This is a genomic window from Aeromonas veronii (genome assembly GCF_040215105.1).
GTDB lineage: Bacteria > Pseudomonadota > Gammaproteobacteria > Enterobacterales > Aeromonadaceae > Aeromonas > Aeromonas veronii_G.
Map to the genome: position 1 here is coordinate 441452 of NZ_CP157875.1, position 23895 is coordinate 465346.

The following is a 23895-nucleotide window of genomic DNA, read 5'->3' on the forward strand; positions in this document are numbered from 1 at the left end:
TACGCACTCTCACGAGTGTCAAAAAAGCCTGGCAATCGCCAGGCTTTTTTTATTGGTAATATTCCGCACGTTATTGCTAACCATGCGTCACAAAAGACAAAAAAATGTGTATTTATTGTTTTTACCCATCGACTCTCTTTCTTGTCAAATTGTTATCTTTTCTTTAAAATTTCCCATGGTCTTTCTGTGTCAATTGCCACTCCGCTTCCGCCGCAGTTGTCATGGGGAAGGCGAAAGGGAAACGGGACACTAATAAGAATGAGCGGAGTCCACATGGGAGAGTTTTTGGATGAGCAATGTGCCAGTTGATACCGGCCGCCGCAGATTTCTTACCTGGTCAACGGTTGCCGTTGGCGGTGTAGGAGCTGCTTTTACCGCAGTGCCGTTTATAAAATCATGGAATCCGAGTGCCAAAGCCAAAGCGGCAGGGGCTCCGGTTGAAGTCGATATCAGCAAGTTGGAACCGGGCCAGCTCATCCGTGTGGAGTGGCGTGGCAAGCCGGTCTGGGTCGTGAAGCGTACCAAGCAGACGCTGGACGCCCTGGCGGCACATGACGACAAGCTGCGTGACCCCGCCTCCGATGAACCACAGCAGCCGGATTACGCCCACAACGGCTATCGATCCATCAAACCCGAGATCTTCGTCGCGGTCGGCATTTGCACCCACCTCGGCTGCTCTCCTTCTTACCTGCCGGACAGTTTCGGTGAACAGGTTCAGGGGGTGACTTCCGGCTTCTTCTGCCCCTGTCATGGCTCCAAGTTTGACATGGCCGGCCGGGTATTCCAGGGCGTTCCCGCGCCATTGAATCTGGTTATTCCGCCATATCAATTCCTCAGCGACACCACCATTCTGGTGGGTGCTGATGGCAAGGAGGCCTGATCATGTTGACCAAACTCATGGGCTGGATCGACGATCGTTTCCCGCTCACCGCCATGTACAACGATCACATGGCCAAGTATCCCGCGCCCAAGAACCTGAACTTCTGGTACTTCTTCGGCTCGCTGGCCATGCTGGTGCTGGTCAACCAGATCATCACCGGTATCTGGCTGACCATGAACTACAACCCTTCCGCCGAAGGTGCCTTCGCCTCGGTGGAGTACATCATGCGGGATGTGGACTACGGCTGGTTGCTGCGTTACATGCACTCCACCGGTGCCTCCGCTTTCTTCGTGGTGGTCTATCTGCACATGTTCCGCGGCATGATCTACGGCTCATATCAGAAGCCGCGCGAGCTGCTGTGGATCTTCGGCATGTTGATCTTCCTGGTGCTGATGGCGGAAGCCTTCATGGGCTATCTGCTGCCCTGGGGACAGATGTCGTTCTGGGGGGCCCAGGTCATCATCTCGCTGTTTGGCGCCATCCCGGTCATCGGTGACGATCTGACCCTGTGGATCCGGGGGGACTACGTCATCTCGGGTGCCACCCTGAACCGCTTCTTCGCACTGCACGTCATCGCCCTGCCGCTGGTGCTGGTGATGCTGGTGGCCATGCACATACTGGCGCTGCACGAAGTGGGTTCCAACAACCCGGACGGCATCGACATCAAGAAGCACAAGGACGAGAAGGGCTGGCCTCTGGATGCGGTGGCATTCCACCCGTACTTCACCGTCAAGGACATGATCGGGGTGGCAGGCTTCCTGTTTCTGTTCTGCGCCATCATCTTCTTCAAGCCGGACATGTGGGGCTACTTCCTCGAGAAGCCGAACTTCGAAGTGGCAAACGGTCTGAAGACGCCGGAGCACATTGCGCCCGTCTGGTATTTCACCCCCTTCTACGCCATCTTGCGGGCGGTGCCGGACAAGCTGCTGGGGGTCATCATGATGGGCCTCTCCATCGTCGTGCTGTTCCTGCTGCCCTGGCTGGATCGCTGCAAGGTGCGCTCGGTGCGCTATCGCAGCACCCTGCACAAGTTGAACATCGCCCAGTTCGTGGTCTGCTTCATCATTCTGGGGGTCTTGGGGGTGCTGCCGTCGACGCCGACCCTGACGCTGGTCGCGCAGATCTGTTCGCTGGGGTATTTCGGATTCTTCGTCCTGTTGTTCTTCTACAGCAAGAATGAGAGCACCAAGCCGCTGCCGGAGAGGGTGACATTCAAATGAAAAGAATAATTTTTGCGGTACTTGCCCTGTTGCCAAGTCTGGCACTGGCGGCCGGCAGTGGTTTCCCGCTCGACAAGGCCGATTACGACCTGGGTGACAAGGCGTCCTTGCAGCGCGGGGCCGCCACCTTCATGAACTACTGCGCTGGTTGCCACTCGACCCAGTATCAACGTTACAACCGGGTGGCTGCCGATATCGGCATTCCGGAAGATCTGATGCGGGAGAACCTCATCTTCACCGGCGCCAAGATTGGCGATCTGATGAAGAGTGCCATGTCCGAGAAGGATGCGGCACGCTGGTTCGGGGCACCACCGCCGGATCTGACCCTTGTTGCCCGGGTGCGCGGTGCGGACTGGATCTACACCTATCTGCGCTCCTTTTACGTGGATGAAACCCGTCCATTCGGGGTGAACAATGCGGTCTTCCCGTCCGTGGGCATGCCCCATGTGCTGGAGCCGCTGCAAGGAACGCCCAGAGCCGAATTCGGTACTCACGAGGTAGACGGGCAGCCGGTTCAGCAAGTCGTCAGCATCAAATCTGACGGCAACGGTGAAATGAATAACGAAGAATATGATCAGACGGTACTGGATCTGGTAAACTTCTTGGTCTACTCGGCTGAGCCGGTACAGCAGGAGCGCGAACGCATGGGCTTCTGGGTACTCGGTTTCATCGCTATCTTCTTCATCTTCACTGTGCTGTTGAAGAAGGAATTCTGGCGCGACGTTCACTAAGCGACCAGATCAGGGTAATATGACGCACGGCAATGGAGATAAAACACCTTCATTGCCGTTTCTGCTTTTTAATGACGGGAGGGTTCAATGGCTGTAGCTGCCAATAAGCGTTCGGTAATGACGCTGTTTTCCGGTGCCAACGATATGTTCAGCCATCAGGTGCGCATTGTCCTGGCGGAGAAGGGGGTGAGCGTGGATATCTGCCAGGTTGACCCAAGCAACCTGCCGGACGAGCTGGCCGAGCTGAACCCGTACAACAGTGTGCCGACCCTGGTGGATCGCGAACTGGCGTTGTACACCTCGCGCATCATCATGGAGTATCTGGACGAGCGCTTCCCGCACCCGCCGCTGATGCCGGTCTACCCGGTGGCGCGTGGTAACAGCCGCCTGATGATGCACCGCATCGAGCTGGACTGGTACTCCCTGGCCGATAAGATCATGGCGGGTACCGATGCCGACGCCGCGCGTGCCGAGCTGCGGGACAACCTGCTGGCCATCGCCCCCATCTTCGGTGAGATGCCCTATTTCATGAGCGAAGAGTTCGGTCTGGTCGACTGCTACATGGCCCCGCTGCTGTGGCGTCTGCCGAGCCTGGGTATCGACTTCACCGGTCGTGGTGCCAAAGAGCTGAAGGCCTACATGGTTCGTCTGTTCGAGCGTGAATCCTTCCAGGCCTCCCTGACCGAGGCCGAGCGCGAGATCCGTGCCAGCATATGAGTACGGAACCTACCATGACTCCCAGTCGCCCGTACCTGCTACGGGCGTTCTTCGACTGGCTGCTGGATAACGATCTGACCCCCCATCTGGTGGTCAATGCCAATATTCCCCATGTGATGGTGCCGATGCAGTTCGTTCAGGATGGTCAAATCGTCCTGAACATAGCGCCACGGGCCGTGGGTCAGTTCCACATGGATAATGATGCCGTCAGCTTCAGCGCCCGCTTCGGCGGCGTGTCGCAGCAGGTCTACATCCCCATGGCGGCGATCCTGGCCATCCATGCCCGGGAGAACGGCGTGGGGACCTTGTTCCCGCCGGAGCCGGGTTATGATCTCTGGCTGGAACAGGCCGAAGCGCCGGCAGAACCGGAGCCGGAACCGCCGCGTCCCAGTGGTCGCCCGACCCTCAAGGTCATCAAATGAAAAAACGCAGCCAGTTGGCTGCGTTTTTTTATGGCTGTTTGCCGGGAGATCAGTTCTGGGCAAATTCGAAGGCCTTGATCACCTGCTTCACACCGCTAACGTGGCGGGCGATCTCCACCGCCTGCTCTCCTTCCTGACGGGTCACCAGACCGATGAGGAAGACCTCGCTATTCTCGGTTACCACCTTGACCTTGGTGCTGTCAAAGCCCTTGGTGCCCAGCATGTCGGCTCTGACCTTGGAGGTGATCCAGGTATCGTTGCTGCGCACCCCTATGCTCACCGGCTTGCCGAGGCGCAGCTCGTTGTAGACGTGGCGAACCCCTTCGATTCGACCCACTATCTTGCCCGCTTCCTGCTTGTAGGCGTCGGAAGGGGTCTGGCCGACCAACAGCACGCGGCCATTGTTGCTGTAGACGCTGATCTTGCTGGCTGCGCTCAGTTGCTTGTTGTCCGCCAGCAGATTGGCCGCTTTCAGTTCTATGGTCTGATCGTCCCACTGAGCGCCCAGGGTACGGCGATCGCCGGACGCCTTGGTGGCCCCGGCAGCGCCTCCCACCACGACGGCGGCGCAGCCTTGCAGCAGCAGGGAGGTAGTCAGCAGGCCAAGCACCAATATCTTCTTGTTCATCGTTTCAATCCTCCTGTTGCGGGAAAAGCGTCTGGTCGATGAGATCACAGAGACAGTGCAGGGTCAACAGGTTCACCTCCAGAATGCGGGGGCGGCGGGCTGAGGGCACCCGGATTTCCACGTCGTTGGGACCGAGCAGGCCAGCAATCTCGCCGCCGTCACCACCACCGAGCACTATGATGGTCATGTCGCGGGAGAGGGCCGCTTCCGCCGCCTTGATCAGGTTGCGGCTGTTCCCCGTGGTCGTGATGACCACCAGGATATCTCCCGGCTGACCCAGGGCCCGGATCTGCTTGGAGTAGACCTCTTCGAAGCCGTGATCGGTGGCGATGGCGCTGATGGTCGCCATGTCCGGGGTCAGGGCCATGCCGGGCAGGGAGGGGCGCTCGGTCTCGTAGCAGTTGACCAGCTCGGAGATGAACAGCTGGGCCAGGGCAGCGGAAGGGCCATTGCCGCATGCCATCACCTTGTGGCCATTGAGCAGACAGATGGTCAGCATCTGGGCTGCGGTATGGATAGCCTCCGGCAGTGCCTCGGCAGCGGCTATCTTGGTCTGGATGCTCTCGGTGTAATTCTCTTTGATGGGATCAGTCATGGGGTCCTCTTAAAATGCGTTCCGGATCCAGTGTGGCTGGTCGCCCTCGAACGCGATCACATCGAATCGGCAGGCCTGGCTGGCCTCGTTGATGGCATGTTGCTTGAAATAGTGGCGTGCGGCCAGCACGATCTTGTGCTGTTTGCGCCGGGTGACCGAGCCGGCGGCACCGCCATGGCTGGCACTCTCACGGTACCTGACCTCGACAAACACCAGGGTATCACCCTGGTGCATGATGAGATCGATCTCGCCACCCCGGCAGCGGTAGTTGCGGGTCACGGGTTGCAGGCCCTGGGCCTGCAACCAGCGCTCCGCTAGGTGCTCAAAGTGCTGACCCTTGCTCGTCGGTGACGGGAACAGGTTCTGCCACTGCCGGTTCATTCGTGCCAGTAGACCCTTCATGGGAACTTTCCTCTATCTGGGGCACGGCGCTGTCGCTCACCAGCTTGCCATTCTGATAGATGGCCCAGTCCAGCATGCGCACCACGTTGCCTTGAGGATCCACGCTCAGTTGACCACTCATGCCCGGCTGCTGCATGGCGTTGACCTTGCGCATCTGTGGCAGGTTGCCTGCCAGGCTGACCGCATCGTAACCAAGGGCAAACAGGCGCAGCAGGTCGCCCTGGGTTTGTGGCCAGAGCACGGCGATCTGCTCGCGCTGCGGCTCATAACCACCCAGCAGCAGCGGCATGTCGGAGATGTGCATGCCGTTGAGCTCGGAGGCGACCTCGGTGGCGCCGCTGTCATAACCGCGGGCACTGCTGTAGATGGGCAGGCTGCCCATGGGGTCGACCGAGATGTCCACGTAGGGTTTGATCATCCGGGTTTCCAGGCTGTTGGCCACCACGTATACGGCATCGATGCTGCGCGGCGCGGCATCGGACAGCTGGACGATTTCCCCGGCACGGGCGGTAGAGCGGCCGCTCAGGGCGTTCTTGACCATGCCTTGCACCTCGTTGCGCGCCCCGAAGGTGGCGACCACGGGTTTCTCCTGGCTCAGACCGGCCCAGGACTGTTCGAACGCCTTGATGCTGCTGTAACCGATACGACCCTGAGCCGCGATCAGCAGGGGCTTGCGGTAACCCTGCGCATAGAGGTACTGGGCGGCCTGACCCGCATCGGCGGCGGCGGAGAGGGAGAAGTAGTAGGTGTTGTCATTGACGATGGGCTTGTCCAGCTCGTTCAGCGCCAACACGGGCACGGTCGGGTTGGCCTTGAGCAGCTCCTCGACCCTGTCCTTGAGCAGGGGACCGATGATCATGTTCGCCCCTTCCTGGACCGCCTGCTGGTAGAGAGCCCCCATCGCCTTGCCCTGGGTGTCGTAGAAGTTCAGGGTGAACTGACCCTGATTCTCCTTGTAGGACATCAGCATGCCGTTGCGAATGGCGGCGCCCTGGGCTTCCAGATTGCCGGACAGCGGCAGGAAGACGGCGACCTGCTGCAGCGAGCCCACGTTGGTGGTGGCGAGATCGCCGAGGCCGGCGGGCATGTCGCTCTGGGCCGGATGGTTCGGGAAGCTTTGCTTCCAACCCGCCAGCTGGCGGGAGAGCTGGCCGGGCTGAGCACCAAACTCGTTGACCAGCGCCGCTAGTCGCAGCCAGCCGGTGGTCACGTCAGGAGCTGGCGCCTCTTCCAGCGCCTGCAGGGTGGAGGGGGTCATGCTCTTGAGCAGGGACCAGATCTGCTGGTGATTGGTCGCCAGCTCATTCTTGGCGAGATAGGGCTCCAGCAGGATCAGTGACTTGGCGGCACCAAACTTGTTGTTGATGTCGAGCTGCAGCACCACCCGCTGGCGATACCAGTCCTTCTGGGTGTCTGCATCCAGCGCCACATCGGGCTTGCCTTCCAGCAGGATCAGCGCCTGGTTGGCGTTGCCCTGGGCCAGCAGCAGGTGAGCCTGCAGCAGTTGCAGCTGGGCCTTCTGCTCATCGCTCTGGGCCTGCTTTTGCAGTTGCTGGTAGAGCGCCGAGGCGGGCTTGGCCTGGCCGAGGGCCAGATAGCTGCGCGCCGCCATCACCTGCCAGGTGAAGGCTTCTGCCGGCTTGGCAGGATCCACCTGCTCCAGATACCACTGGGCATTCTTGGTCAGATCCGAGAAGGCCGACGGCATGCCGGGCTGGCCGGTGGATGAATTGGGCTCCGACGCACAGGCGGCGAGCAAGAGCGCCGCGAGTAGGATGCCGAAGAGTCGTGATACACTTAGCTGCTTTGTAACCCGGTTCAAGTTCATTCCCCGACCAGTGTTGAAGTTCTCCATAGTGTAAACGGGCCAATATGGCGACACAATTGTCGGGACGCTCGGAGATCCCATGAGTGACATCCCAACCCTGTATATAGTCCCCACCCCGATCGGCAATCTGGCGGATATCACCCAGCGTGCATTGGACATTCTACGCAGTGTCGATCTGGTGGCCGCCGAGGATACCCGTCACACCGGTATCCTGCTCAACCACTACCAGATCTCGGTGTCGACCTTCGCCCTGCATGATCACAACGAGCAGCAAAAAGCCGATGTGCTCATCGCCCGCATCAAGGAGGGCAAGAGCGTGGCCCTGGTCTCCGATGCCGGCACCCCGCTCATCAGCGACCCTGGTTATCACTTGGTCACCCGCTGTCGCGAGGCCGGGGTCAAGGTGGTTCCGCTGCCGGGCCCCTGTGCCGCCATCACGGCCCTCTCTGCCGCCGGTCTGCCCACCGACCGCTTCGCCTTCGAGGGATTCCTGCCGGCCAAGGCCAAGGGGCGGGACGACAGGCTGCAGGCCGTCATCGAAGACACCCGCTCTCTGGTGTTCTACGAATCCCCGCGCCGGGTGCAGGAGACGGTGGAGGCCATCGCCCGCATCCTGGGAGAACGTCAGGTGGTGGTGTGCCGCGAACTGACCAAGACCTTCGAGTCCATCCATGGCTTGCCAGCCTCCGAGATGCTGGTGTGGCTCGGCGAGGACGAGAACCGTTGCCGCGGCGAGATCGTGCTGGTGGTGGCCGGTGCCAGCAAGGTGGATGAGGAGTTGCCTGCGGAGGCGATCCGTACCCTGGGACTGCTGGTGGCGGAGCTGCCGCTGAAAAAAGCGGCCGCGCTCACCGCCGAGATCCACGGCGTGAAAAAGAACGCGCTCTATAAATACGGTCTGGAGCACCACTAGGTAGCACGAGTCACTGCGCTTTCAATACTCATGGTGTGAAACTCCGTAAATTCCTCATTTTATAGGCAGAATCGCTGCCTTTGACGGCTTTCCAACCCCGCCTCGCGGTGGAAAGCGCAATTGCGGGTTTACCCGGGACGCGGGACAAGGCTATAATCCGCGCCCGGAGTTGGCTGGGCAATCGCTGCTTCGTCGTTGTGTCCCTCGGGACAGACGGGCGGAGGGGAGGAAAGTCCGGGCTTCATAGGGCAGGGTGCCAGGTAACGCCTGGGGGGCGTGAGCCTACGACCAGTGCAACAGAGAGCAAACCGCCGATGGCCCGCAAGGGATCAGGTAAGGGTGAAAGGGTGCGGTAAGAGCGCACCGCGCGACTGGCAACAGTTCGTGGCACGGTAAACTCCACCCGAAGCAAGACCAAATAGGCCCCTATTGGCGCGGCCCGCGTTGGGGGCGGGTAGGTTGCTTGAGTCAGCGAGCGATTGCTGGCCTAGAGGAATGATTGCTACCGGGGCAACCCGGAACAGAACCCGGCTTACAGGCCGACTCCGACCTATTCGACAAAGAGCCTTGCGAGCGATCGCAAGGCTCTTTTCATCAGGGTGAGGAAATATGACCGTTGTGGGAGTAGGTCATTTTTGCTGTAGGGGAAAACCTCAGTCTTGTAGGAAAGGTATTGCGCTATTTGGCCGTCACCTTAAATAGTGATGGCTAATAGAAACATTATGCAGACAATGGTGACTTGAATGCGTATTCGAACCGCGCCATTACTCATCTTCGTGATATTTTTTAATTTTTTCTAATTAATCGCCTCCTGGCTGCCTCACGATAACTCTTGGAAAATCAATTCATTTAATCGGCTGTGCCCCACAGCTACGTCAATATGTTCCCCATGCCCGAGATCCTTGCTTGAAAAGCCCTCTGCTCGTCCTTAAACTTCATGGTGGAGAAAAGTGGATCAAAGTGGTTTTATCGGGCGATTTGCCTCCTTAAACTCACCTTCGGGGACTGACATTTGTTGCGTGGCGCTCACGCCATCAGCCTGGACAGCAAAGGGCGACTGGCGATTCCGACCAAATATCGAGACTGGCTGCGCGACGAATGCGACGGCCAGCTGGTCTGCACCATCGACATCGCACACCCCTGTCTGCTGCTTTATCCCCTGAATGAATGGGAAGAGATCGAGCGCAAGCTCAAGACGCTTTCCAGCACCAACCCCGCGGAGCGCCGCCTGCAGCGCCTGCTGCTCGGCAACGCCATCGAGTGCGAACTGGACGGCAATGGCCGTCTGCTGCTGAGCCAGCCGCTGCGCAATCACGCCGGGCTGGACAAGAAAATCATGCTGGTGGGCCAGCTCAACAAGTTTGAGCTGTGGGACGAAGCCCGCTGGCAGCAACAGATCAATGACGATATCCAGGGCCTGCCCGAGGACGATTGGGCGAGTTCACCACGACTACAGGATTTCTCTTTATAAATGACCCAAGCCGCTGAACACATCACTGTGCTGTTGCACGAAGCCGTCGAAGGGCTGGCCATCAAGCCGGACGGCGTCTATGTCGACGGTACTTTTGGCCGGGGTGGTCACTCTCGTCTCATTCTTGAAAAGCTCGGCCCCAATGGCCGACTCATCGCCATCGATCGGGATCCCCAGGCCATTGCCGAGGCAGCCAAGATCCAGGATCCCCGTTTCGAGATCGTGCACGGCCCCTTCTCCGGCATCACCGCTTATCTGAATGAGCGCGGTCTGCTGGGCAAGGTCGACGGCTTCCTGCTGGATCTCGGTGTTTCCTCCCCCCAACTCGACGATGCCGAGCGCGGCTTCAGCTTCATGAAAGATGGCCCGCTGGACATGCGCATGGACCCCACCTCCGGCCAGAGCGCGGCCGAGTGGCTGGCCCGCGCCGACGTGGATGACATCGCCTGGGTGTTGAAGACCTTCGGTGAAGAGCGTTTTGCCAAGAAGATCGCCCGCGCCATCGTCCATGACCGGGTGACCGAGCCCTATGTACGTACCCGCCAGCTGGCGGAGATGATTGCCCGGGTCAATCCGAGCAAGGAGAAGGGCAAGCACGCCGCGACCCGCAGCTTCCAGGCCATCCGCATCTATATCAACAGCGAGCTGGATGAGATCGAGACTGCGCTGAACGGTGCCCTGCAGGTACTGGCTCCGGAAGGGCGTCTCTCCGTCATCAGCTTCCACTCTCTGGAAGACCGGCTGGTCAAGCACTTCATCCGCAAACACGAGAAGGGCCCCGAGGTACCGCACGGCATCCCGTTGACCGAGGCTCAGCTGGCGGGTGGCCGCAAATTGAAGTCGATCGGCAAGGCGCTCAAGCCTTCCGATCATGAAGTCACCGAAAACACCCGCGCCCGCAGCTCAGTGCTGCGGGTGGCCCAGCGTCTGGCGGATTGAGTCATGAGCGAGGTGCGCGTTCATCTGGCCAAGGAGATCATCGGAGATCTCTGGCGCCACAAGCTGCAGGTCCTGCTGGCTGTCGCCGTGCTGGTCACTGCCTTCGCGGTGATCCTGGTGACCAACATGACCCGGGGTCTGACCGCCAAGCAGAATGACCTGATGGCGGAAGAGGACAGGCTCAACATCGAGTGGCGGCACCTGCTGCTGGAGCAGGGCACTCTGGCCGAGCACTCCAGAGTGGCGAGCCTGGCCATGGATAAATTGCAGATGGCTCGCCCCCTGGTGACCACCGAGAAGGTAATAACTCAACCATGAAACGCAAGGCTGCCACCCGGGCACCGGCAAAAGAGAAAGCCAAGGCCAAAGCACCGTCACTCTACCCGTGGCGCTTTCGCACGCTGGTCTTTTTCATCGGCATCGCCTTTGCGGGTCTGATCCTGCGTCTTGCCTGGATCCAGGTGATCGATCCCGATCGGCTGCGCCAGGAAGGGGACATGCGTTCATTGCGCACCACCTCCACCCAGGCGGTGCGTGGCATGATCACGGATCGCAACGGTGAGCAGCTGGCGGTATCGGTGCCGGTCGAGGCCGTCTGGGCGGATCCCAAGACGGTACACGAGACCGGTGCTATCCATAACGAACGCGCCTGGCTGGCGCTCTCCGCCGTGCTCAAGCTCGACATCAATACCCTCAAGCATCGCATCTCCAACCCGAGCAAGCGTTTCGTCTATCTGCAGCGGCAGGTGACGCCGGCGGTGGCGGAATACATCAAGGGGCTCAAGCTCGGTGGCATCTATCTGCGCCCCGAGTCCCGCCGCTTCTATCCGACCGGCGAGATAAGCTCCCATCTGGTGGGGGTGACCAATATCGATGGCAGCGGGATCGAGGGGATAGAGCGCAGCTACAACGAGTGGCTGACTGCGACCCCGGGTGAGATGCGGGTACGCAAGGACCGTCAGGGCCGCGTCATCGAGCGGCTCGGTCTGGTCAAGGAGGGCAAGAACTCCAACGATCTGCAACTGAGCATCGATCAGCGGGTACAGGCGCTGGCCTACCGGGCGCTCAAACGCGCCACCGACGAGAACAAGGCGACCTCCGGCTCCATGGTGATGCTGGACGTTAAGACCGGCGAAGTACTCGCCATGGTCAACACCCCCTCCTACAACCCGAACAATCGTGGCCAGTACCAGAGCTTCCGGGTGCGCAACCGGGTGGTGACCGATACCTATGAGCCGGGCTCCACCATCAAGCCCCTGATCCTGCTGAGTGCGCTCCAGGCGGGCGTGACCAGCTGGAAAGACACCATTCAGGGCGGCCCCCTGTTCATCGGGGCCAAGCAGATCCGCGATGTGAGTATTCACAAGGCGACCAACCTGTACGACATCCTGCGCTACTCCTCCAACATCGGCATGTCGCGCATCGCCCTGCGCATGCCGGCCCAGGAGATGATCAACACTCTCAGCATGGTGGGCTTTGGCATGGATACCGGCAGCGGTCTGATGGGGGAAAGCAGTGGCATGCTGCCCCAGCGTCGTCGCTGGTCCGATATCGAGCGGGCGACCCTCTCCTTTGGCTATGGCCTGCGGGTCACCCCGCTGCAGCTGGCTTCCGCCTACGCGACCCTGGCCAACAAGGGCAAGCGGGTGCCGCTCTCCATCATCAAGGTGACCACGCCTCCCAAGGGGGAGCAGGTCATCGATCACAACAACGCCACCGCCATGTTGCAGGCGCTGGAGTACGTGGTCGACAACGCCATTCCCAAGGCCAAGATCCCCGGCTACCGGGTCGGCGGCAAGAGTGGTACCGCCAAGGTCGCCGTCGCCGGTGGCTATGGCAAGGACTACATGGCCTGGTTCGCCGGTTTCGCCCCCGCCAGCAACCCCCGCTTCGTCATGGTCGTAGTGATCAACGAGCCCAAGGGCACTGCCTACTACGGCGGCGCCGTGGCTACCCCGCCCTTCGCCGAGGCCATGGGCGGCGTGCTGCAACTCTTCAACATTCGTCCCGACGGGATTTCTCCTGCCGTTCCCGCCAAGCTTGCCCGTATGGAGGCTCCCAATGCTGCCCCGCGCACTTGATCAACTGCTGCGCCCCTTCGGCATTCACGCCCCGGCGCTCCCCCTCACCGACATCCAGCTGGACAGTCGGCGCGTCGGGCCCGGTTCGCTGTTCGTGGCCGTGCGCGGTCACCAGATGGATGGCAGAGGCTTTATCGAACAGGCGGTGGCTCGGGGAGCCGCCGCCGTGCTGTTTGAGGAGGACGGTGAATTCGTCCCGCCCGTGCTCTCCGTTCCCTGCTACGGGATCCCCGATTTGCCCGCCAGGCTCTCCGAGCTGGCCGGTCATTTCTATCAGCAGCCCAGCGACAGATTGCAACTGGTTGGCATCACCGGCACCAACGGCAAGAGCACCACGGCCCTGCTGGTCGCGAATTGGCGCACCCTGCTGGGGGGCAAGGCCGGGGTGATGGGTACCATAGGCAACGGTCTGTTCGGCAAGCTGGTGGAGGCGCCGAACACCACCGGCAGCGCGGTGGAGGTGCAAGCCACTCTGGATGCCTTGCAGCAAGAGGGGGCTGACCTGGTGGCGATGGAGGTCTCCAGCCACGGTCTGGTGCAGCATCGCGTGGCGGCCCTGCACTTTGCGGCGGCAGCCTTCACCAACCTGAGCCGGGATCATCTGGATTATCACGGCACCATGGAAGCCTATGGCGCGGCCAAGGAAGAGCTGATCAAGCTGGTGAATGAGCCTTGTGCAGTCATCAATGCTGATGACGAATTGGGTCGCAGCTGGTTGTCCCGTTACCCCAAGGCGGTGGCCTTCGGGGTGAATGGCCCCATCGCCCATCATTCCGGGCGACAGTTGACGGCGCAGGATCCCCAATTTCACCAACAAGGTTTTCACACACAGATTAACTCCAGCTGGGGGAATGGTGTATTATCCGCCCCCTTGCTCGGCCGCTTCAACGTCAGCAATGTGCTGGCGGCCATGGGTGTGATGCTGGTGCTCGGCTACGATTTCGACGCCTTGCTGGATAGTGCCCCCAGGCTGCAGCCGGTGACCGGTCGCATGGAGTGTTTCGGCGGTGGCGATGCGCCGCTGGCCGTGGTCGATTATGCCCATACCCCGGATGCGCTGGAAAAAGCCTTGCAGGCCCTGCGGGTGCACTGCGAAGGCGAGCTCTGGTGTCTGGTGGGTTGTGGCGGCGACCGGGATCGCGGCAAGCGTCCCATGATGGCCGCCATGGCAGAGCAGTATGCGGATCGCGTGATCCTGACCGACGACAATCCCCGTACCGAGGAGCCGGCCCAGATCATGGCGGACATGGTGGCGGGTTTTCGCGATCCCGCCTCAGTGCAGATCGAGCACGACAGGGTCAAGGCGATCGGCCTGGCGCTGGCGCAGGCGAGCAAGCAGGACATCATCCTGGTGGCCGGTAAGGGCCATGAGGATTATCAGATTATTGGCACTGACAAGCGGCATTACAGCGATCGGGAAACCGTCGCCGCCGCCTTGCACACATTATTGGAGTCATTCACATGATGACCCTCAGGCTTGCCGAACTGGCGCAGGCGCTCGATGCCCGTCTGATCGGCGGTGACGCCGAGATCACGGCGGTCAGCACGGATACCCGCACCCTGGGTGCTGGCGCGCTCTTCGTCGCCCTGCGTGGCGAGCGTTTCGATGCCCACGATTTCTGCGATCAGGCGGTCGCGGCCGGTGCCTCTGCGCTGCTGGTGGAGCGGGAGCTGCCACTGGCGGTGCCTCAGCTGATCGTGGCCGACAGCCTCAAGGGGCTGGGGCGTCTGGGCAGGTTGGTGCGCGAGCGCATCCACCCGAAAGTGCTGGCCATCACCGGCAGCTGCGGCAAGACCACGGTCAAGGAGATGGCGACCGCCATCCTGCGTCACGAAGGGGAAGTGCTGGCCACTGCCGGCAACTTCAACAACGAGGTAGGCGTCCCGCTCACCCTGCTGCGCCTCGAGCCGCAACACAGGTTCGCGGTGATGGAGCTCGGGGCCAATCACCCGGGCGAGATTGCCTGGACCACCTCGCTTGCCAAGCCTGATGCCGCCATCATCAACAACGTGGCGGCCGCTCATCTGGAGGGTTTCGGCTCCCTGGAAGGGGTATTCCACGCCAAGAGCGAGATCTTCGAGGGTCTGGGGGAGGGCGGCAGCGCCATCGTCAATGCCGACAACGAATTCTGGCCGAAGTGGCAGGCGAAGGGCATTCAGTGCGCCTTCTCCATCGAGGATCAGAGCCAGCCGTTCCACGCCCGCGACATCGGCTTCAATGCCGATGGCTGCGCCGAGTGCACCCTGGTGACTCCGAACGGTGAAATCAGTCTGACCCTGGCCCTGCCGGGCCGCCACAACGTGGCCAATGCCCTGGCGGCGACCGCCGGTTGTCTCGCGCTCGGCGCGTCGTTGGCCTCGGTCAAGGCGGGCCTGGAGCAGATGGCACCGGTCAAGGGGCGCTTCTGCGTCCAGCGCTGGGGTGGCCTCACCCTGGTGGATGACACCTACAACGCCAGCGTGGAATCCGTGCTGGCTGGCATCGACGCCCTGACCGCCATGGGTGGCTACAAGGTGCTGGTGTTCGGTGACATGAAGGAGTTGGGTGAGGAGTCCGCCGCGCAGCACGCCCGGGTTGGACGCCACGCCCGCGAGCGCGGCCTCGATGCCGTGCTGACGGTAGGGGAACAGAGTCGCCACACCGCAGATGCTGCGGCTGGCCGACATTTCGATAACAAGGCGTCGTTGTTTGAAGTGCTTGCGCAAATGATAAATACACACCCGGAAATCTCGATTTTGGTCAAGGGCGCCAGAGGCTCCCGCATGGAAGATATCGTCAAGATGGTCACCGACCATCAGGAGTCAGCCACATGCTAGTCTGGCTGGCGGAACTGCTGACCCCGCACTTCACCTTCTTTAACGTCTTCTCCTACCTGACGTTTCGCGCCATCCTGTCGATCATCACCGGCCTGGTGGTAGCGCTCTGGATGGGGCCACGCCTCATCCGCCGCCTACAGATCATGAAGTTTGGCCAGGTGATCCGCAACGACGGCCCCGAGTCTCACCTCAGCAAGAAGGGCACCCCGACCATGGGGGGCCTGATGATCATTGCCGCCATCTTCACCTCGGTGCTGCTCTGGTGCCGCCTCGACAATCCCTATGTCTGGCTGGTGCTGTTCGTGCTCGGCGCCTACGGTGCCATCGGCTTCGCCGATGACTACCTCAAGGTGGTGCGCAAGAACACCGATGGCCTGATTGCCCGCTGGAAGTATTTCTGGCAGTCGGCGGTGGCGCTGGCCGTGGCGGTCTTCCTCTACGCCACGGCCACCCACGACGGTCAGACCCAGCTGGTGGTGCCCTTCCTCAAGGATGTGATGCCGCAACTTGGCCTGATGTTCATCGTGCTGACCTATTTCGTCATCGTCGGCACCTCCAACGCGGTCAACCTGACCGATGGCCTGGATGGGCTCGCCATCATGCCGACCGTGATGGTGGCGGGGGGCTTTGCCCTCATCGCCTGGGCGACCGGCAACGTCAACTTCGCGAACTATCTGCACATTCCCTATGTGCCCTATACCTCTGAGCTGGTGATCGTCTGTACCGCCATCGTCGGGGCGGGTCTGGGCTTCCTCTGGTTCAACACCTATCCGGCGCAGGTCTTCATGGGGGACGTGGGTTCCCTGGCCCTCGGCGGGGCGCTCGGCACCATCGCCGTACTGGTGCGTCAGGAGTTCCTGCTGGTGATCATGGGGGGCGTCTTCGTGATGGAGACCGTCTCGGTGATCCTGCAGGTGGGTTCCTACAAGCTGCGCGGCGTGCGCATCTTCCGCATGGCACCGATCCATCACCACTATGAGAAGAAGGGCTGGCCGGAGCCGCGCGTCATCGTGCGCTTCTGGATCATCACCCTCATGCTGGTGCTGCTCGGTCTCGCCACCCTGAAGGTGAGATAAGCCATGGTCATCATCATCGGACTCGGCAAAACCGGACTCTCCTGCGTCGATTACTTCCTCGGCCGAGGCATCACGCCGCTGGTGATGGACACCCGTGCCAATCCTCCCGGCAAGGATCAACTGCCCGCCGGGGTGGAGCTCATCCAGGGGCTGGATGGGGATCGTCTCAAGCAGGCCCACATGATAGTGGCGAGCCCGGGTATCGCGCTGTCGACCCCCGAGCTGAAGGCGGCTGCCGAGTTCGGGGTACGCATCGTCGGCGACATCGAGCTGTTCGTGCGCGAGACCCAGGTGCCGGTCATCGCCATCACGGGGTCCAACGGCAAGAGCACGGTCACCACCCTGGTGGGGGAGATGATCGCCGAGGCCGGTCTCAAGGTGGGCGTCGGTGGCAACATCGGCACCCCGGCGCTGGATCTGCTCAAGCAGCCGATGGATCTCTGCGTGCTGGAGCTCTCCAGCTTCCAGCTCGAGACCACCCACAGCCTGCGCGCCGCCGCCTCCGTGGTGCTCAATCTCTCCGAAGATCACATGGATCGCTACGCGGGCATGGCCGACTACCGGGCCGCCAAGCAGGAGATCCATCAACACTCCCAACACATTCTGATCAACCGTGACGATGCCCAGACCCAGCCCGATGTGGGTCAGGTGTGGCAAAGCTTCGGGCTGGATTGCAACGGTTACGGCCGCTGCGAGCTGGATGGTCGCTTCTGGCTGACCCTGCACGGCGAGCCGCTGCTGGCGGTGGACGAGATGAAGATCGTCGGTGCCCACAACCAGGCCAACGCCCTGGCCGCCATGGCCCTGTGCGACGCGGTCGGGATCCCCCGCGAGCCACAGCTGCGGGTGCTGCGCCGCTTCGAAGGGCTGCCTCACCGCGCCCGCTTCGTGCGTGAGGTGAACGGGGTGCGCTGGATCAACGACTCCAAGGCAACCAACGTCGGGGCGACGCTGGCCGCCGTGGCCGGGGTTCGTGAGTCGGTCAAGGGCCGTCTCTTGCTGCTGGCCGGTGGTCAGGGCAAGGGGCAGGATTTTGGACCTGTTCAAGCGCTCCTCGGCAGTCAAATCGACCACATGTACTGCTTCGGGCAGGATGCTGACGTACTGCTCGCCTTGGGTGAGCAGACCGAGCGAGTGGCAGATCTCGACGCCGCCATCGCCAAGGCCGCCGCCGATGCTCGCCCAGGCGACTGGGTGCTGCTGGCCCCGGCCTGCGCCAGCCTGGATCAGTTCAAGTCCTTCGAAGCGCGCGGCGATCGCTTCACCGAGCTGGTGCTGGCCCTATGAATGCCCTGCGCGTTGTCGCCGGCTTCCTGCAACGCCTGTTGTTACCGGCGCGCCCCGCCGGTCTCTTCGATCGGCAACTGGTGGTGCTGGCCCTGGCGCTGATGTCCGTGGGTCTGGTGATCGTCGCGTCGGCCTCCATTCCGGAAGGGATCGCCATCAACAACGATCCCTTCATGTTCGTCAAACGCCATGGCCTCTTCCTGGTGATGGCGCTCGGCATCTCCTGGTTCGTGCTGCAGGTGCCCATGGCGCGCTGGCAGCAGTACAACGGCCCCATGCTGCTGCTCGCCATCGTCATGCTGGTGCTGGTACTGCTGGTGGGGCGCAGCGTCAACGGTTCCGTGCGCTGGTTGCCGCTCGGTCCCTTCAACCTGCAGCCGGCCGAGTTTGGCAAGCTGGCGCTCTTCGTCTATCTGGCTGGCTATCTGGTGCGTCGTCAGAGCGAGGTCCGTGAGCGCTTCATCGGCTTCATGAAACCCATGGCTGTGCTGTTCGTGGTGGCCATTCTGCTGCTGGCCCAGCCGGATCTTGGCTCCGTGGTGGTGATGTTCGTGACCTCCCTTGGCATGTTGTTCCTCGCGGGGGCACGGCTGGTGCAGTTCATCGGCCTCATCTTGGTGGGGGTGAGTGCCGTGGTGACCCTGATCATCGCCGAGCCTTACCGGATGCGGCGGGTGACCTCCTTCCTCGATCCCTGGGCCGATCCCTTCGGCAGCGGCTATCAGCTGACCCAGTCCCTGATGGCATTCGGCCGTGGCAGCTGGTTTGGCGAGGGGCTCGGCAACTCCATCCAGAAGATGGAATACCTGCCGGAGGCACACACCGACTTCGTGTTCGCGATCCTCGGTGAAGAGCTCGGTTACGTGGGGGTGCTGGGTGCACTCTTCCTCATCTTCGCGCTGGCGATCAAGGCCCTCAAGCTGGGCCATCAGGCGCTGGTGGCCGAGCGGTTGTATGAAGGCTATCTGGCCATCGGCATCGGCATCTGGTTCAGCTTCCAGACCTTCGTCAACGTGGGGGCGGCCAGCGGCATGATGCCCACCAAGGGGCTGACCCTGCCCCTGGTCAGTTATGGTGGCTCCAGTCTCATCATCATGATGGTGGCGGTGAGCATGTTGATTCGTATCGATTTCGAGTTGCGCCAGGCCAGTGCCCAGGCGCGCGTGCGGGAGGTTTCGTGAGCAAGACGTTGCTGGTGATGGCGGGTGGGACCGGGGGACACGTCTTCCCGGGTCTGGCCGTGGCCGATCGCCTCAAGGCCCAGGGTTGGACCGTTCACTGGCTCGGCACCGCCGACCGCATGGAGGCCGAACTGGTGCCCGCCCACGGTTACCCCATCTCCTTCATCGACATCCAGGGGGTGCGTGGCAACGGCATCAAACGTCTGCTGGCCGCGCCCTACCGCATCGTCAAATCCGTGCTGCAGGCCCGCCGCGTGCTCAAGACCATCAAACCCGATGTGGTGCTCGGCATGGGGGGCTTCGCCTCGGGTCCCGGTGGCGTCGCCGCCTGGATCGCCGGTATCCCGCTGTTGCTGCACGAGCAGAATGCGGCGGCCGGCATGACCAACAAGCTGCTGGCCCGCATCGCCAAGCGGGTGCTGATGGCCTTCCCCGGCGCCTTTGCTCCCAATGCCCGCACCGCCGTGGTCGGCAATCCGGTGCGCCCCGAAGTGGTGGCGCTGCCGGATCCCGTGCTGCGCAGTGCGGCCGACCCCCTGCGGCTGCTGATCGTCGGTGGCAGTCTGGGGGCCAAGGTGCTCAATGAGCAGGTGCCGCCCGCCGTCGCCGCCGCCGGCGTACCCATCGCGGTGCGCCATCAGACCGGCAAGGGCAACCAGGACAGCGTCGCCACGGCTTATGCCCAGCACGGCGTCGAAGCCGAAGTGAGCGAATTTATCAAGGACATGGCGGATGCCTACGCCTGGGCCGATCTGGTGGTGTGCCGGGCGGGGGCGCTGACGGTCTCCGAAGTGGCGGCCGCTGGGCTCGCCGCCATCTTCGTGCCGCTGCCCCACGCGGTGGACGATCACCAGACTCGCAACGCCCTGACCCTGGTGGATGGCGGCGCCGCGGAGTTTCTGCCCCAATCCGAGCTGACGCCGGCCTCCCTGGCCGCCCGTCTCTCCTGGCTCGCCGGGCGCAGAGAAACCTTGCTGAACATGGCGCAAGCCGCCCGTCGCGTCGCCATCACCGATGCCGCCGAACGGGTTGCCGATGAGTGTAAACGGCTTGCGACCCAGAAATGATGATCAAGATGGCACCCGCAACGCCGTGCCGTCTTATCCCGAGAATGTTGATGTCGCCGCGCGGCTGCACGGTGGACTAAAGAGAGAAGATTATGACCAAGGTTGAACTGGCAAAACTGCGTACCGTGATCCCCGAAATGCGCCGCGTGCGTCGCATCCACTTTATCGGCATAGGTGGTGCCGGTATGGGCGGGATCGCCGAAGTGCTTGCCAACGAGGGATATCAGATCTCCGGCTCCGATCTGGCGCGCAATGCCGTGACCGAGCGCCTGGCTTCCCTCGGTGCCCACATCTTCGTGGGTCACAGTGCCGAACACGTCAACGAGGCGAGCGTGGTCGTGGTCTCCACTGCCATCAAGCAGGACAACCCTGAGCTGCTGGCCGCCCGTGAATTGCGCATCCCCGTGGTGCGCCGCGCCGAGATGCTGGCAGAGCTGATGCGCTTCCGTCACGGCATCGCCATCGCCGGTACCCACGGCAAGACCACCACCACCAGTCTGGTGGCGAGCATCTATGCCGAGGCGGACCGGGATCCGACCTTCGTCATCGGTGGCCTGCTCAACAGTGCCGGCACCAATGCGCGCCTAGGCAGCAGCCGCTACCTCATCGCCGAGGCGGACGAGAGTGACGCTTCCTTCCTGCATCTGCAGCCCATGGTCTCCATCGTGACCAACATCGAAGCGGATCACATGGACACCTATGGCGGCGACTTCTCCAGGTTGAAGGCGACCTTCATCGACTTCCTGCACAACCTGCCGTTCTACGGCCTGGCGGTGGTCTGCGTGGATGACCCCGTGATCCGCAGCCTGCTGCCGGAGATCGCCCGTCCGACCCTGACCTATGGCCTGTCTGACGACGCGGATGTGCAGGTGCTGGACTTCGAGCAGACCAGCAACCGCAGCCGCTTCCGGGTGCGCCGCAAGGATGCCGGTGAACTGCTGGTCACCCTGAACCTGCCCGGGGTGCACAATGCCCTCAACGCCGCCGCCGCCATTGCGGTCGCGACTGAAGACGGCATCGGCGACGACGCCATCATCCAGGCCCTGTCCAAGTTCGAAGGGGTGGGTCGCCGCTTCCAGCAATATGGCGAGTTCGAGACCGGCCGTGGCAAGGCCATGCTGGTGGACGACTACGGTCACCACCCGAGCGAGGTCAAGGTGACCATCAACGCCGCCCGTGCCGGCTGGCCCGAGAAGCGTCTGGTGATGGTATTCCAGCCCCACCGTTACAGCCGTACCCGGGATCTCTACGAAGATTTCGCCGACGTGCTCTCCAAGGTGGATGTACTGGTGATGCTGGAGGTCTATGCCGCCGGTGAGGAGCCGATTCCCGGTGCCGATGGCCGTGCCTTGTGCCGCACCATCCGCTCCCGAGGCGCGATGGAACCCATCTTTGTCGCAACGCCGGACGATGTCCCGGCGGTGCTGGCGGACCTCATCGGCGAGGGGGATCTGGTGCTGACCCAGGGGGCAGGGAACGTCGGGGCGCTGGCCCGTCGTCTCGGCGAGATGAAATTGAGCGTGGATAGCATGAAATCCGGTGCCTGAGGGCCCAATGAGTATTTTGACCGCCAAGCCGGCGCCTATATAATGGCGAACCGGTCTGCAAGTGGCCGACATGGCGCGTTAAACGGGGATCGATCGGGTGGAGGCAAGGGCACAAGGGCGCACCAAGGGGGGCTTCATCGCCGGGGTGGGATTTTTCATCCTGGTCATGTGGGGGCTCTACCAGACTGCGCTGGATGTTAAAGACTGGCTGACGGATGCCAGTCGGTTGCCCATGAGCGAGCTGTTGCTACAGGGGCAACACGAATATTTGAAAGCCGATGAGCTGCGCAATGCCGTGCTGGATGGTGCCCAGTTGCGCAATTTCTTCGAGCTGGATGTGAACGAATTGCAGGCGCGTTTGAACGCGCTGCCCTGGGTGGCCCAGGTGTCGGTCCGCAAGAAGTGGCCGAACAAGATCAAGGTCTACCTCACCGAACAGGATGTGGCGGCCCGCTGGAATGGCAACCGCTTCGTCAACACCAAGGGTGAGGTGTTCAGTGCCCCGGACAGGGTGAAAAAGCCGCTGATGCAGTTGTCCGGGCCCGATGATCAGGCCGCCAAGGTGCTGGAAGCCAGCCATCAGTACGAGACCTTGCTGGCGGCCAGGGGATACAAGTTGATGGGGGTGAATCTGACCCCCCGCCATGCCTGGGAACTGACCCTGGATGGCAACATTCAGCTGTTTGTGGGGCGCTCGGATATCGCGCTTCGTCTGCAGCGGTTTATCGATGCCTTCCCGGTCATCGAACCCCGTGAGCGGGTTGCTTACGTGGACCTTCGATACGACACCGGAATGGCAGTTGGCTGGAAGAAAAGCGAAGAGAAAGTGAATGACCAACACCGCAGATAGAAATTTGATTGTCGGACTGGATATCGGCACGACCAAGGTGGCGGTACTGGTTGGCGAAGTGCTGCCTGATGGTGAGCTCAATGTCATCGGCATGGGCAGCCACGCCTCACGCGGGATGGAGAAGGGCGGGGTCAACGATCTCGACTCCGTGGTCAAGTCCCTGCGCCGTGCGGTGGAAGAGGCAGAAATGATGGCCGACTGCCAGATAAGCTCCGTCTATCTGGGTCTGTCAGGCAAGCACATCGATTGTCGCAACGAGACCGGCATGGTGCCCATCTCCGACGAGGAGGTGACCCAGGAGGACGTGGACAACGTCATCCACACCGCCAAGTCGGTGCGACTGTCCGATGAGCTGCGGGTGCTGCACGTGCTGCCCCAGGAGTTTGCCATCGACTATCAGGAAGGGATCAAGAATCCGGTCGGCCTGTCCGGCGTGCGGATGGCGGCCAAGGTGCACCTGATCACCTGCCACAATGACATGGCGCGCAACATCGAGAAGTGTGTCGAGAAGGTGGGTCTGCGGGTGGATCAGCTGATCTTCTCCGCCCTGGCGTCCAGCTATGCGGTGCTGACCGAGGACGAGAAGGAGCTGGGTGTCTGCGTGGTGGACATCGGCGGTGGCACCATGGACATGTCGCTGTTTACCGGCGGCGCCCTGCGTCACACCAAGGTGATCCCGTACGCTGGCAGCACGGTTACCAGCGACATCGCCTACGCCTTTGGCACGCCGCCGCTGGATGCGGAAGCGATCAAGGTGCGTTACGGTTGCGCCCTCGGCCGTCTGGTCAGCAAGGAAGACAATATTGAAGTCCCCAGTGTCGGCGGCCGTCCGGCGCGCAGCCTGCAGCGGCAGACACTGGCTGAAGTGATTGAACCCCGTTACACCGAGTTGCTCTCCATGGTGAATGATGAGCTGGTGCGGGTGCAGAGTGAGTTGAAGGCTCAAGGGGTCAAGCATCAGCTGGCGGCCGGTGTGGTACTGACCGGTGGCGCAGCCCAGATCGAAGGCATCGTGGAGTGTGCGGAGCAGATCTTCCAGAGCCAGGTCCGGGTGGGTGAGCCCATGAACATACGTGGATTGAGCGATTACGTGCAGGCGCCAGTGTATTCGACCGCGGTCGGGTTGCTGCAATACGGCCGGACCAATCAATCCACCGGCAATAACAAGGAATATGCCGCCAAGGCAAGCGTAGGTGGGCTGGTCAAACGGGTCAGCAACTGGTTGCGTGGCGAGTTCTAAGAG

General features: G+C 61.8%; 23 protein-coding genes and 1 other RNA gene. 20 read left to right on the forward strand and 4 right to left on the reverse strand.

Annotated elements, in window-relative coordinates; translation table 11 throughout:
• Positions 1-289 precede the first annotated feature (289 nt).
• The 5 genes from petA (at position 290) to ABNP46_RS02175 (ending at position 3970) form a co-directional block, all read left to right on the forward strand.
• Positions 290-880: a ubiquinol-cytochrome c reductase iron-sulfur subunit gene (gene petA / locus ABNP46_RS02155; protein WP_349920789.1), complete on the forward strand. Its 591-nt coding sequence runs from the start codon at positions 290-292 to the stop codon at positions 878-880.
• Positions 881-882: 2 nt separating this feature from the next.
• Entirely contained in the window at positions 883-2100 is a 1218-nt protein-coding gene (locus ABNP46_RS02160) for a cytochrome b (protein WP_349920790.1), read from the forward strand.
• On the forward strand, positions 2097-2831 hold the full coding sequence (locus tag ABNP46_RS02165) for a cytochrome c1 (RefSeq protein WP_349920791.1): 735 nt from the start codon (positions 2097-2099) through the stop codon (positions 2829-2831). The genes ABNP46_RS02160 and ABNP46_RS02165 overlap by 4 nt, the downstream gene beginning before the upstream one ends.
• Positions 2832-2918: 87 nt before the next feature.
• Complete coding sequence (gene sspA, locus ABNP46_RS02170; RefSeq protein ID WP_349920792.1) at positions 2919-3548, forward strand: stringent starvation protein SspA; 630 nt, start codon at positions 2919-2921, stop codon at positions 3546-3548.
• On the forward strand, positions 3545-3970 hold the full coding sequence (locus ABNP46_RS02175; protein WP_349920793.1) for a ClpXP protease specificity-enhancing factor: 426 nt from the start codon (positions 3545-3547) through the stop codon (positions 3968-3970). The genes sspA and ABNP46_RS02175 overlap by 4 nt, the downstream gene beginning before the upstream one ends.
• A gap of 49 nt (positions 3971-4019) precedes the next feature.
• Here ABNP46_RS02175 and dolP read toward each other — a convergent pair whose 3' ends face one another.
• From dolP to ABNP46_RS02195, 4 genes are read right to left on the reverse strand one after another with little or no spacing between them, the layout of a single operon-like run.
• The gene (gene dolP, locus ABNP46_RS02180) at positions 4020-4598 is read right to left on the reverse strand and encodes a division/outer membrane stress-associated lipid-binding lipoprotein (protein WP_349920794.1); all 579 of its coding nucleotides are present in this window, start codon (positions 4596-4598) and stop codon (positions 4020-4022) included.
• 4 nt (positions 4599-4602) lie between these two features.
• On the reverse strand, positions 4603-5193 hold the full coding sequence (locus tag ABNP46_RS02185; protein WP_349920795.1) for a D-sedoheptulose-7-phosphate isomerase: 591 nt from the start codon (positions 5191-5193) through the stop codon (positions 4603-4605).
• A 9-nt stretch (positions 5194-5202) separates the two neighbouring features.
• Positions 5203-5595, reverse strand: coding sequence for a YraN family protein (locus ABNP46_RS02190; RefSeq protein ID WP_349920796.1), 393 nt, complete (start codon positions 5593-5595; stop codon positions 5203-5205).
• Complete coding sequence (locus tag ABNP46_RS02195; RefSeq protein ID WP_349920797.1) at positions 5516-7423, reverse strand: penicillin-binding protein activator; 1908 nt, start codon at positions 7421-7423, stop codon at positions 5516-5518. The genes ABNP46_RS02190 and ABNP46_RS02195 overlap by 80 nt, the downstream gene beginning before the upstream one ends.
• 79 nt (positions 7424-7502) lie before the next feature.
• Here ABNP46_RS02195 and rsmI point away from each other — a divergent pair, with 79 nt between their 5' ends.
• The 15 genes from rsmI to ftsA all read left to right on the forward strand — a co-directional run bounded on the left by rsmI (position 7503) and on the right by ftsA (position 23892).
• The gene (gene rsmI, locus ABNP46_RS02200; protein WP_349920798.1) at positions 7503-8336 is read left to right on the forward strand and encodes a 16S rRNA (cytidine(1402)-2'-O)-methyltransferase; all 834 of its coding nucleotides are present in this window, start codon (positions 7503-7505) and stop codon (positions 8334-8336) included.
• A 165-nt stretch (positions 8337-8501) separates the two neighbouring features.
• Positions 8502-8887, forward strand: an RNA gene (rnpB, locus tag ABNP46_RS02205) — RNase P RNA component class A.
• Positions 8888-9348: 461 nt separating this feature from the next.
• Entirely contained in the window at positions 9349-9807 is a 459-nt protein-coding gene (gene mraZ, locus ABNP46_RS02210) for a division/cell wall cluster transcriptional repressor MraZ (protein WP_349920799.1), read from the forward strand.
• Positions 9808-10746, forward strand: coding sequence for a 16S rRNA (cytosine(1402)-N(4))-methyltransferase RsmH (rsmH, locus tag ABNP46_RS02215; protein ID WP_349920800.1), 939 nt, complete (start codon positions 9808-9810; stop codon positions 10744-10746).
• Positions 10747-10749: 3 nt separating this feature from the next.
• Positions 10750-11064, forward strand: coding sequence for a cell division protein FtsL (gene ftsL, locus ABNP46_RS02220; RefSeq protein WP_349920801.1), 315 nt, complete (start codon positions 10750-10752; stop codon positions 11062-11064).
• Positions 11061-12827 carry a penicillin-binding transpeptidase domain-containing protein gene (locus tag ABNP46_RS02225; protein WP_349920802.1) on the forward strand — a complete coding sequence of 589 codons (1767 nt, stop codon included), beginning with the start codon at positions 11061-11063 and terminating at the stop codon, positions 12825-12827. Before ftsL ends, ABNP46_RS02225 begins: the two co-directional genes overlap by 4 nt.
• On the forward strand, positions 12808-14292 hold the full coding sequence (gene murE, locus ABNP46_RS02230) for a UDP-N-acetylmuramoyl-L-alanyl-D-glutamate--2,6-diaminopimelate ligase (RefSeq protein WP_349920803.1): 1485 nt from the start codon (positions 12808-12810) through the stop codon (positions 14290-14292). The genes ABNP46_RS02225 and murE overlap by 20 nt, the downstream gene beginning before the upstream one ends.
• Positions 14289-15644: a UDP-N-acetylmuramoyl-tripeptide--D-alanyl-D-alanine ligase gene (locus ABNP46_RS02235; RefSeq protein ID WP_349920804.1), complete on the forward strand. Its 1356-nt coding sequence runs from the start codon at positions 14289-14291 to the stop codon at positions 15642-15644. Before murE ends, ABNP46_RS02235 begins: the two co-directional genes overlap by 4 nt.
• Positions 15638-16720: a phospho-N-acetylmuramoyl-pentapeptide-transferase gene (gene mraY / locus ABNP46_RS02240; RefSeq protein WP_349920805.1), complete on the forward strand. Its 1083-nt coding sequence runs from the start codon at positions 15638-15640 to the stop codon at positions 16718-16720. Before ABNP46_RS02235 ends, mraY begins: the two co-directional genes overlap by 7 nt.
• Positions 16721-16723: 3 nt before the next feature.
• Complete coding sequence (murD, locus tag ABNP46_RS02245) at positions 16724-18007, forward strand: UDP-N-acetylmuramoyl-L-alanine--D-glutamate ligase (protein ID WP_349920806.1); 1284 nt, start codon at positions 16724-16726, stop codon at positions 18005-18007.
• Entirely contained in the window at positions 18004-19188 is a 1185-nt protein-coding gene (gene ftsW, locus ABNP46_RS02250) for a cell division protein FtsW (protein WP_349920807.1), read from the forward strand. Before murD ends, ftsW begins: the two co-directional genes overlap by 4 nt.
• The gene (gene murG / locus ABNP46_RS02255; RefSeq protein WP_349920808.1) at positions 19185-20255 is read left to right on the forward strand and encodes an undecaprenyldiphospho-muramoylpentapeptide beta-N-acetylglucosaminyltransferase; all 1071 of its coding nucleotides are present in this window, start codon (positions 19185-19187) and stop codon (positions 20253-20255) included. The genes ftsW and murG overlap by 4 nt, the downstream gene beginning before the upstream one ends.
• A gap of 92 nt (positions 20256-20347) precedes the next feature.
• Positions 20348-21802 carry a UDP-N-acetylmuramate--L-alanine ligase gene (gene murC / locus ABNP46_RS02260; protein WP_349920809.1) on the forward strand — a complete coding sequence of 485 codons (1455 nt, stop codon included), beginning with the start codon at positions 20348-20350 and terminating at the stop codon, positions 21800-21802.
• A gap of 97 nt (positions 21803-21899) precedes the next feature.
• Positions 21900-22652 (forward strand): cell division protein FtsQ/DivIB, encoded by a 753-nt coding sequence (locus ABNP46_RS02265; protein ID WP_349920810.1) that lies wholly within the window; start codon positions 21900-21902, stop codon positions 22650-22652.
• Positions 22633-23892: a cell division protein FtsA gene (gene ftsA, locus ABNP46_RS02270; RefSeq protein ID WP_349920811.1), complete on the forward strand. Its 1260-nt coding sequence runs from the start codon at positions 22633-22635 to the stop codon at positions 23890-23892. The genes ABNP46_RS02265 and ftsA overlap by 20 nt, the downstream gene beginning before the upstream one ends.
• Positions 23893-23895: the final 3 nt, after the last annotated feature.

Bases quoted from the DNA above. Each gene is read 5' to 3' on its own strand.
- petA (WP_349920789.1), top strand. From the start codon at position 290: ATGAGCAATGTGCCAGTTGATACCGGCCGCCGCAGATTTCTTACCTGG.
- ABNP46_RS02160 (WP_349920790.1), top strand. From the start codon at position 883: ATGTTGACCAAACTCATGGGCTGGATCGACGATCGTTTCCCGCTCACC.
- ABNP46_RS02165 (WP_349920791.1), top strand. From the start codon at position 2,097: ATGAAAAGAATAATTTTTGCGGTACTTGCCCTGTTGCCAAGTCTGGCA.
- sspA (WP_349920792.1), top strand. From the start codon at position 2,919: ATGGCTGTAGCTGCCAATAAGCGTTCGGTAATGACGCTGTTTTCCGGT.
- ABNP46_RS02175 (WP_349920793.1), top strand. From the start codon at position 3,545: ATGAGTACGGAACCTACCATGACTCCCAGTCGCCCGTACCTGCTACGG.
- dolP (WP_349920794.1), bottom strand. From the start codon at position 4,598: ATGAACAAGAAGATATTGGTGCTTGGCCTGCTGACTACCTCCCTGCTG.
- ABNP46_RS02185 (WP_349920795.1), bottom strand. From the start codon at position 5,193: ATGACTGATCCCATCAAAGAGAATTACACCGAGAGCATCCAGACCAAG.
- ABNP46_RS02190 (WP_349920796.1), bottom strand. From the start codon at position 5,595: ATGAAGGGTCTACTGGCACGAATGAACCGGCAGTGGCAGAACCTGTTC.
- ABNP46_RS02195 (WP_349920797.1), bottom strand. From the start codon at position 7,423: ATGAACTTGAACCGGGTTACAAAGCAGCTAAGTGTATCACGACTCTTC.
- rsmI (WP_349920798.1), top strand. From the start codon at position 7,503: ATGAGTGACATCCCAACCCTGTATATAGTCCCCACCCCGATCGGCAAT.
- rsmH (WP_349920800.1), top strand. From the start codon at position 9,808: ATGACCCAAGCCGCTGAACACATCACTGTGCTGTTGCACGAAGCCGTC.
- ftsL (WP_349920801.1), top strand. From the start codon at position 10,750: ATGAGCGAGGTGCGCGTTCATCTGGCCAAGGAGATCATCGGAGATCTC.
- ABNP46_RS02225 (WP_349920802.1), top strand. From the start codon at position 11,061: ATGAAACGCAAGGCTGCCACCCGGGCACCGGCAAAAGAGAAAGCCAAG.
- murE (WP_349920803.1), top strand. From the start codon at position 12,808: ATGCTGCCCCGCGCACTTGATCAACTGCTGCGCCCCTTCGGCATTCAC.
- ABNP46_RS02235 (WP_349920804.1), top strand. From the start codon at position 14,289: ATGATGACCCTCAGGCTTGCCGAACTGGCGCAGGCGCTCGATGCCCGT.
- mraY (WP_349920805.1), top strand. From the start codon at position 15,638: ATGCTAGTCTGGCTGGCGGAACTGCTGACCCCGCACTTCACCTTCTTT.
- murD (WP_349920806.1), top strand. From the start codon at position 16,724: ATGGTCATCATCATCGGACTCGGCAAAACCGGACTCTCCTGCGTCGAT.
- ftsW (WP_349920807.1), top strand. From the start codon at position 18,004: ATGAATGCCCTGCGCGTTGTCGCCGGCTTCCTGCAACGCCTGTTGTTA.
- murC (WP_349920809.1), top strand. From the start codon at position 20,348: ATGACCAAGGTTGAACTGGCAAAACTGCGTACCGTGATCCCCGAAATG.
- ftsA (WP_349920811.1), top strand. From the start codon at position 22,633: ATGACCAACACCGCAGATAGAAATTTGATTGTCGGACTGGATATCGGC.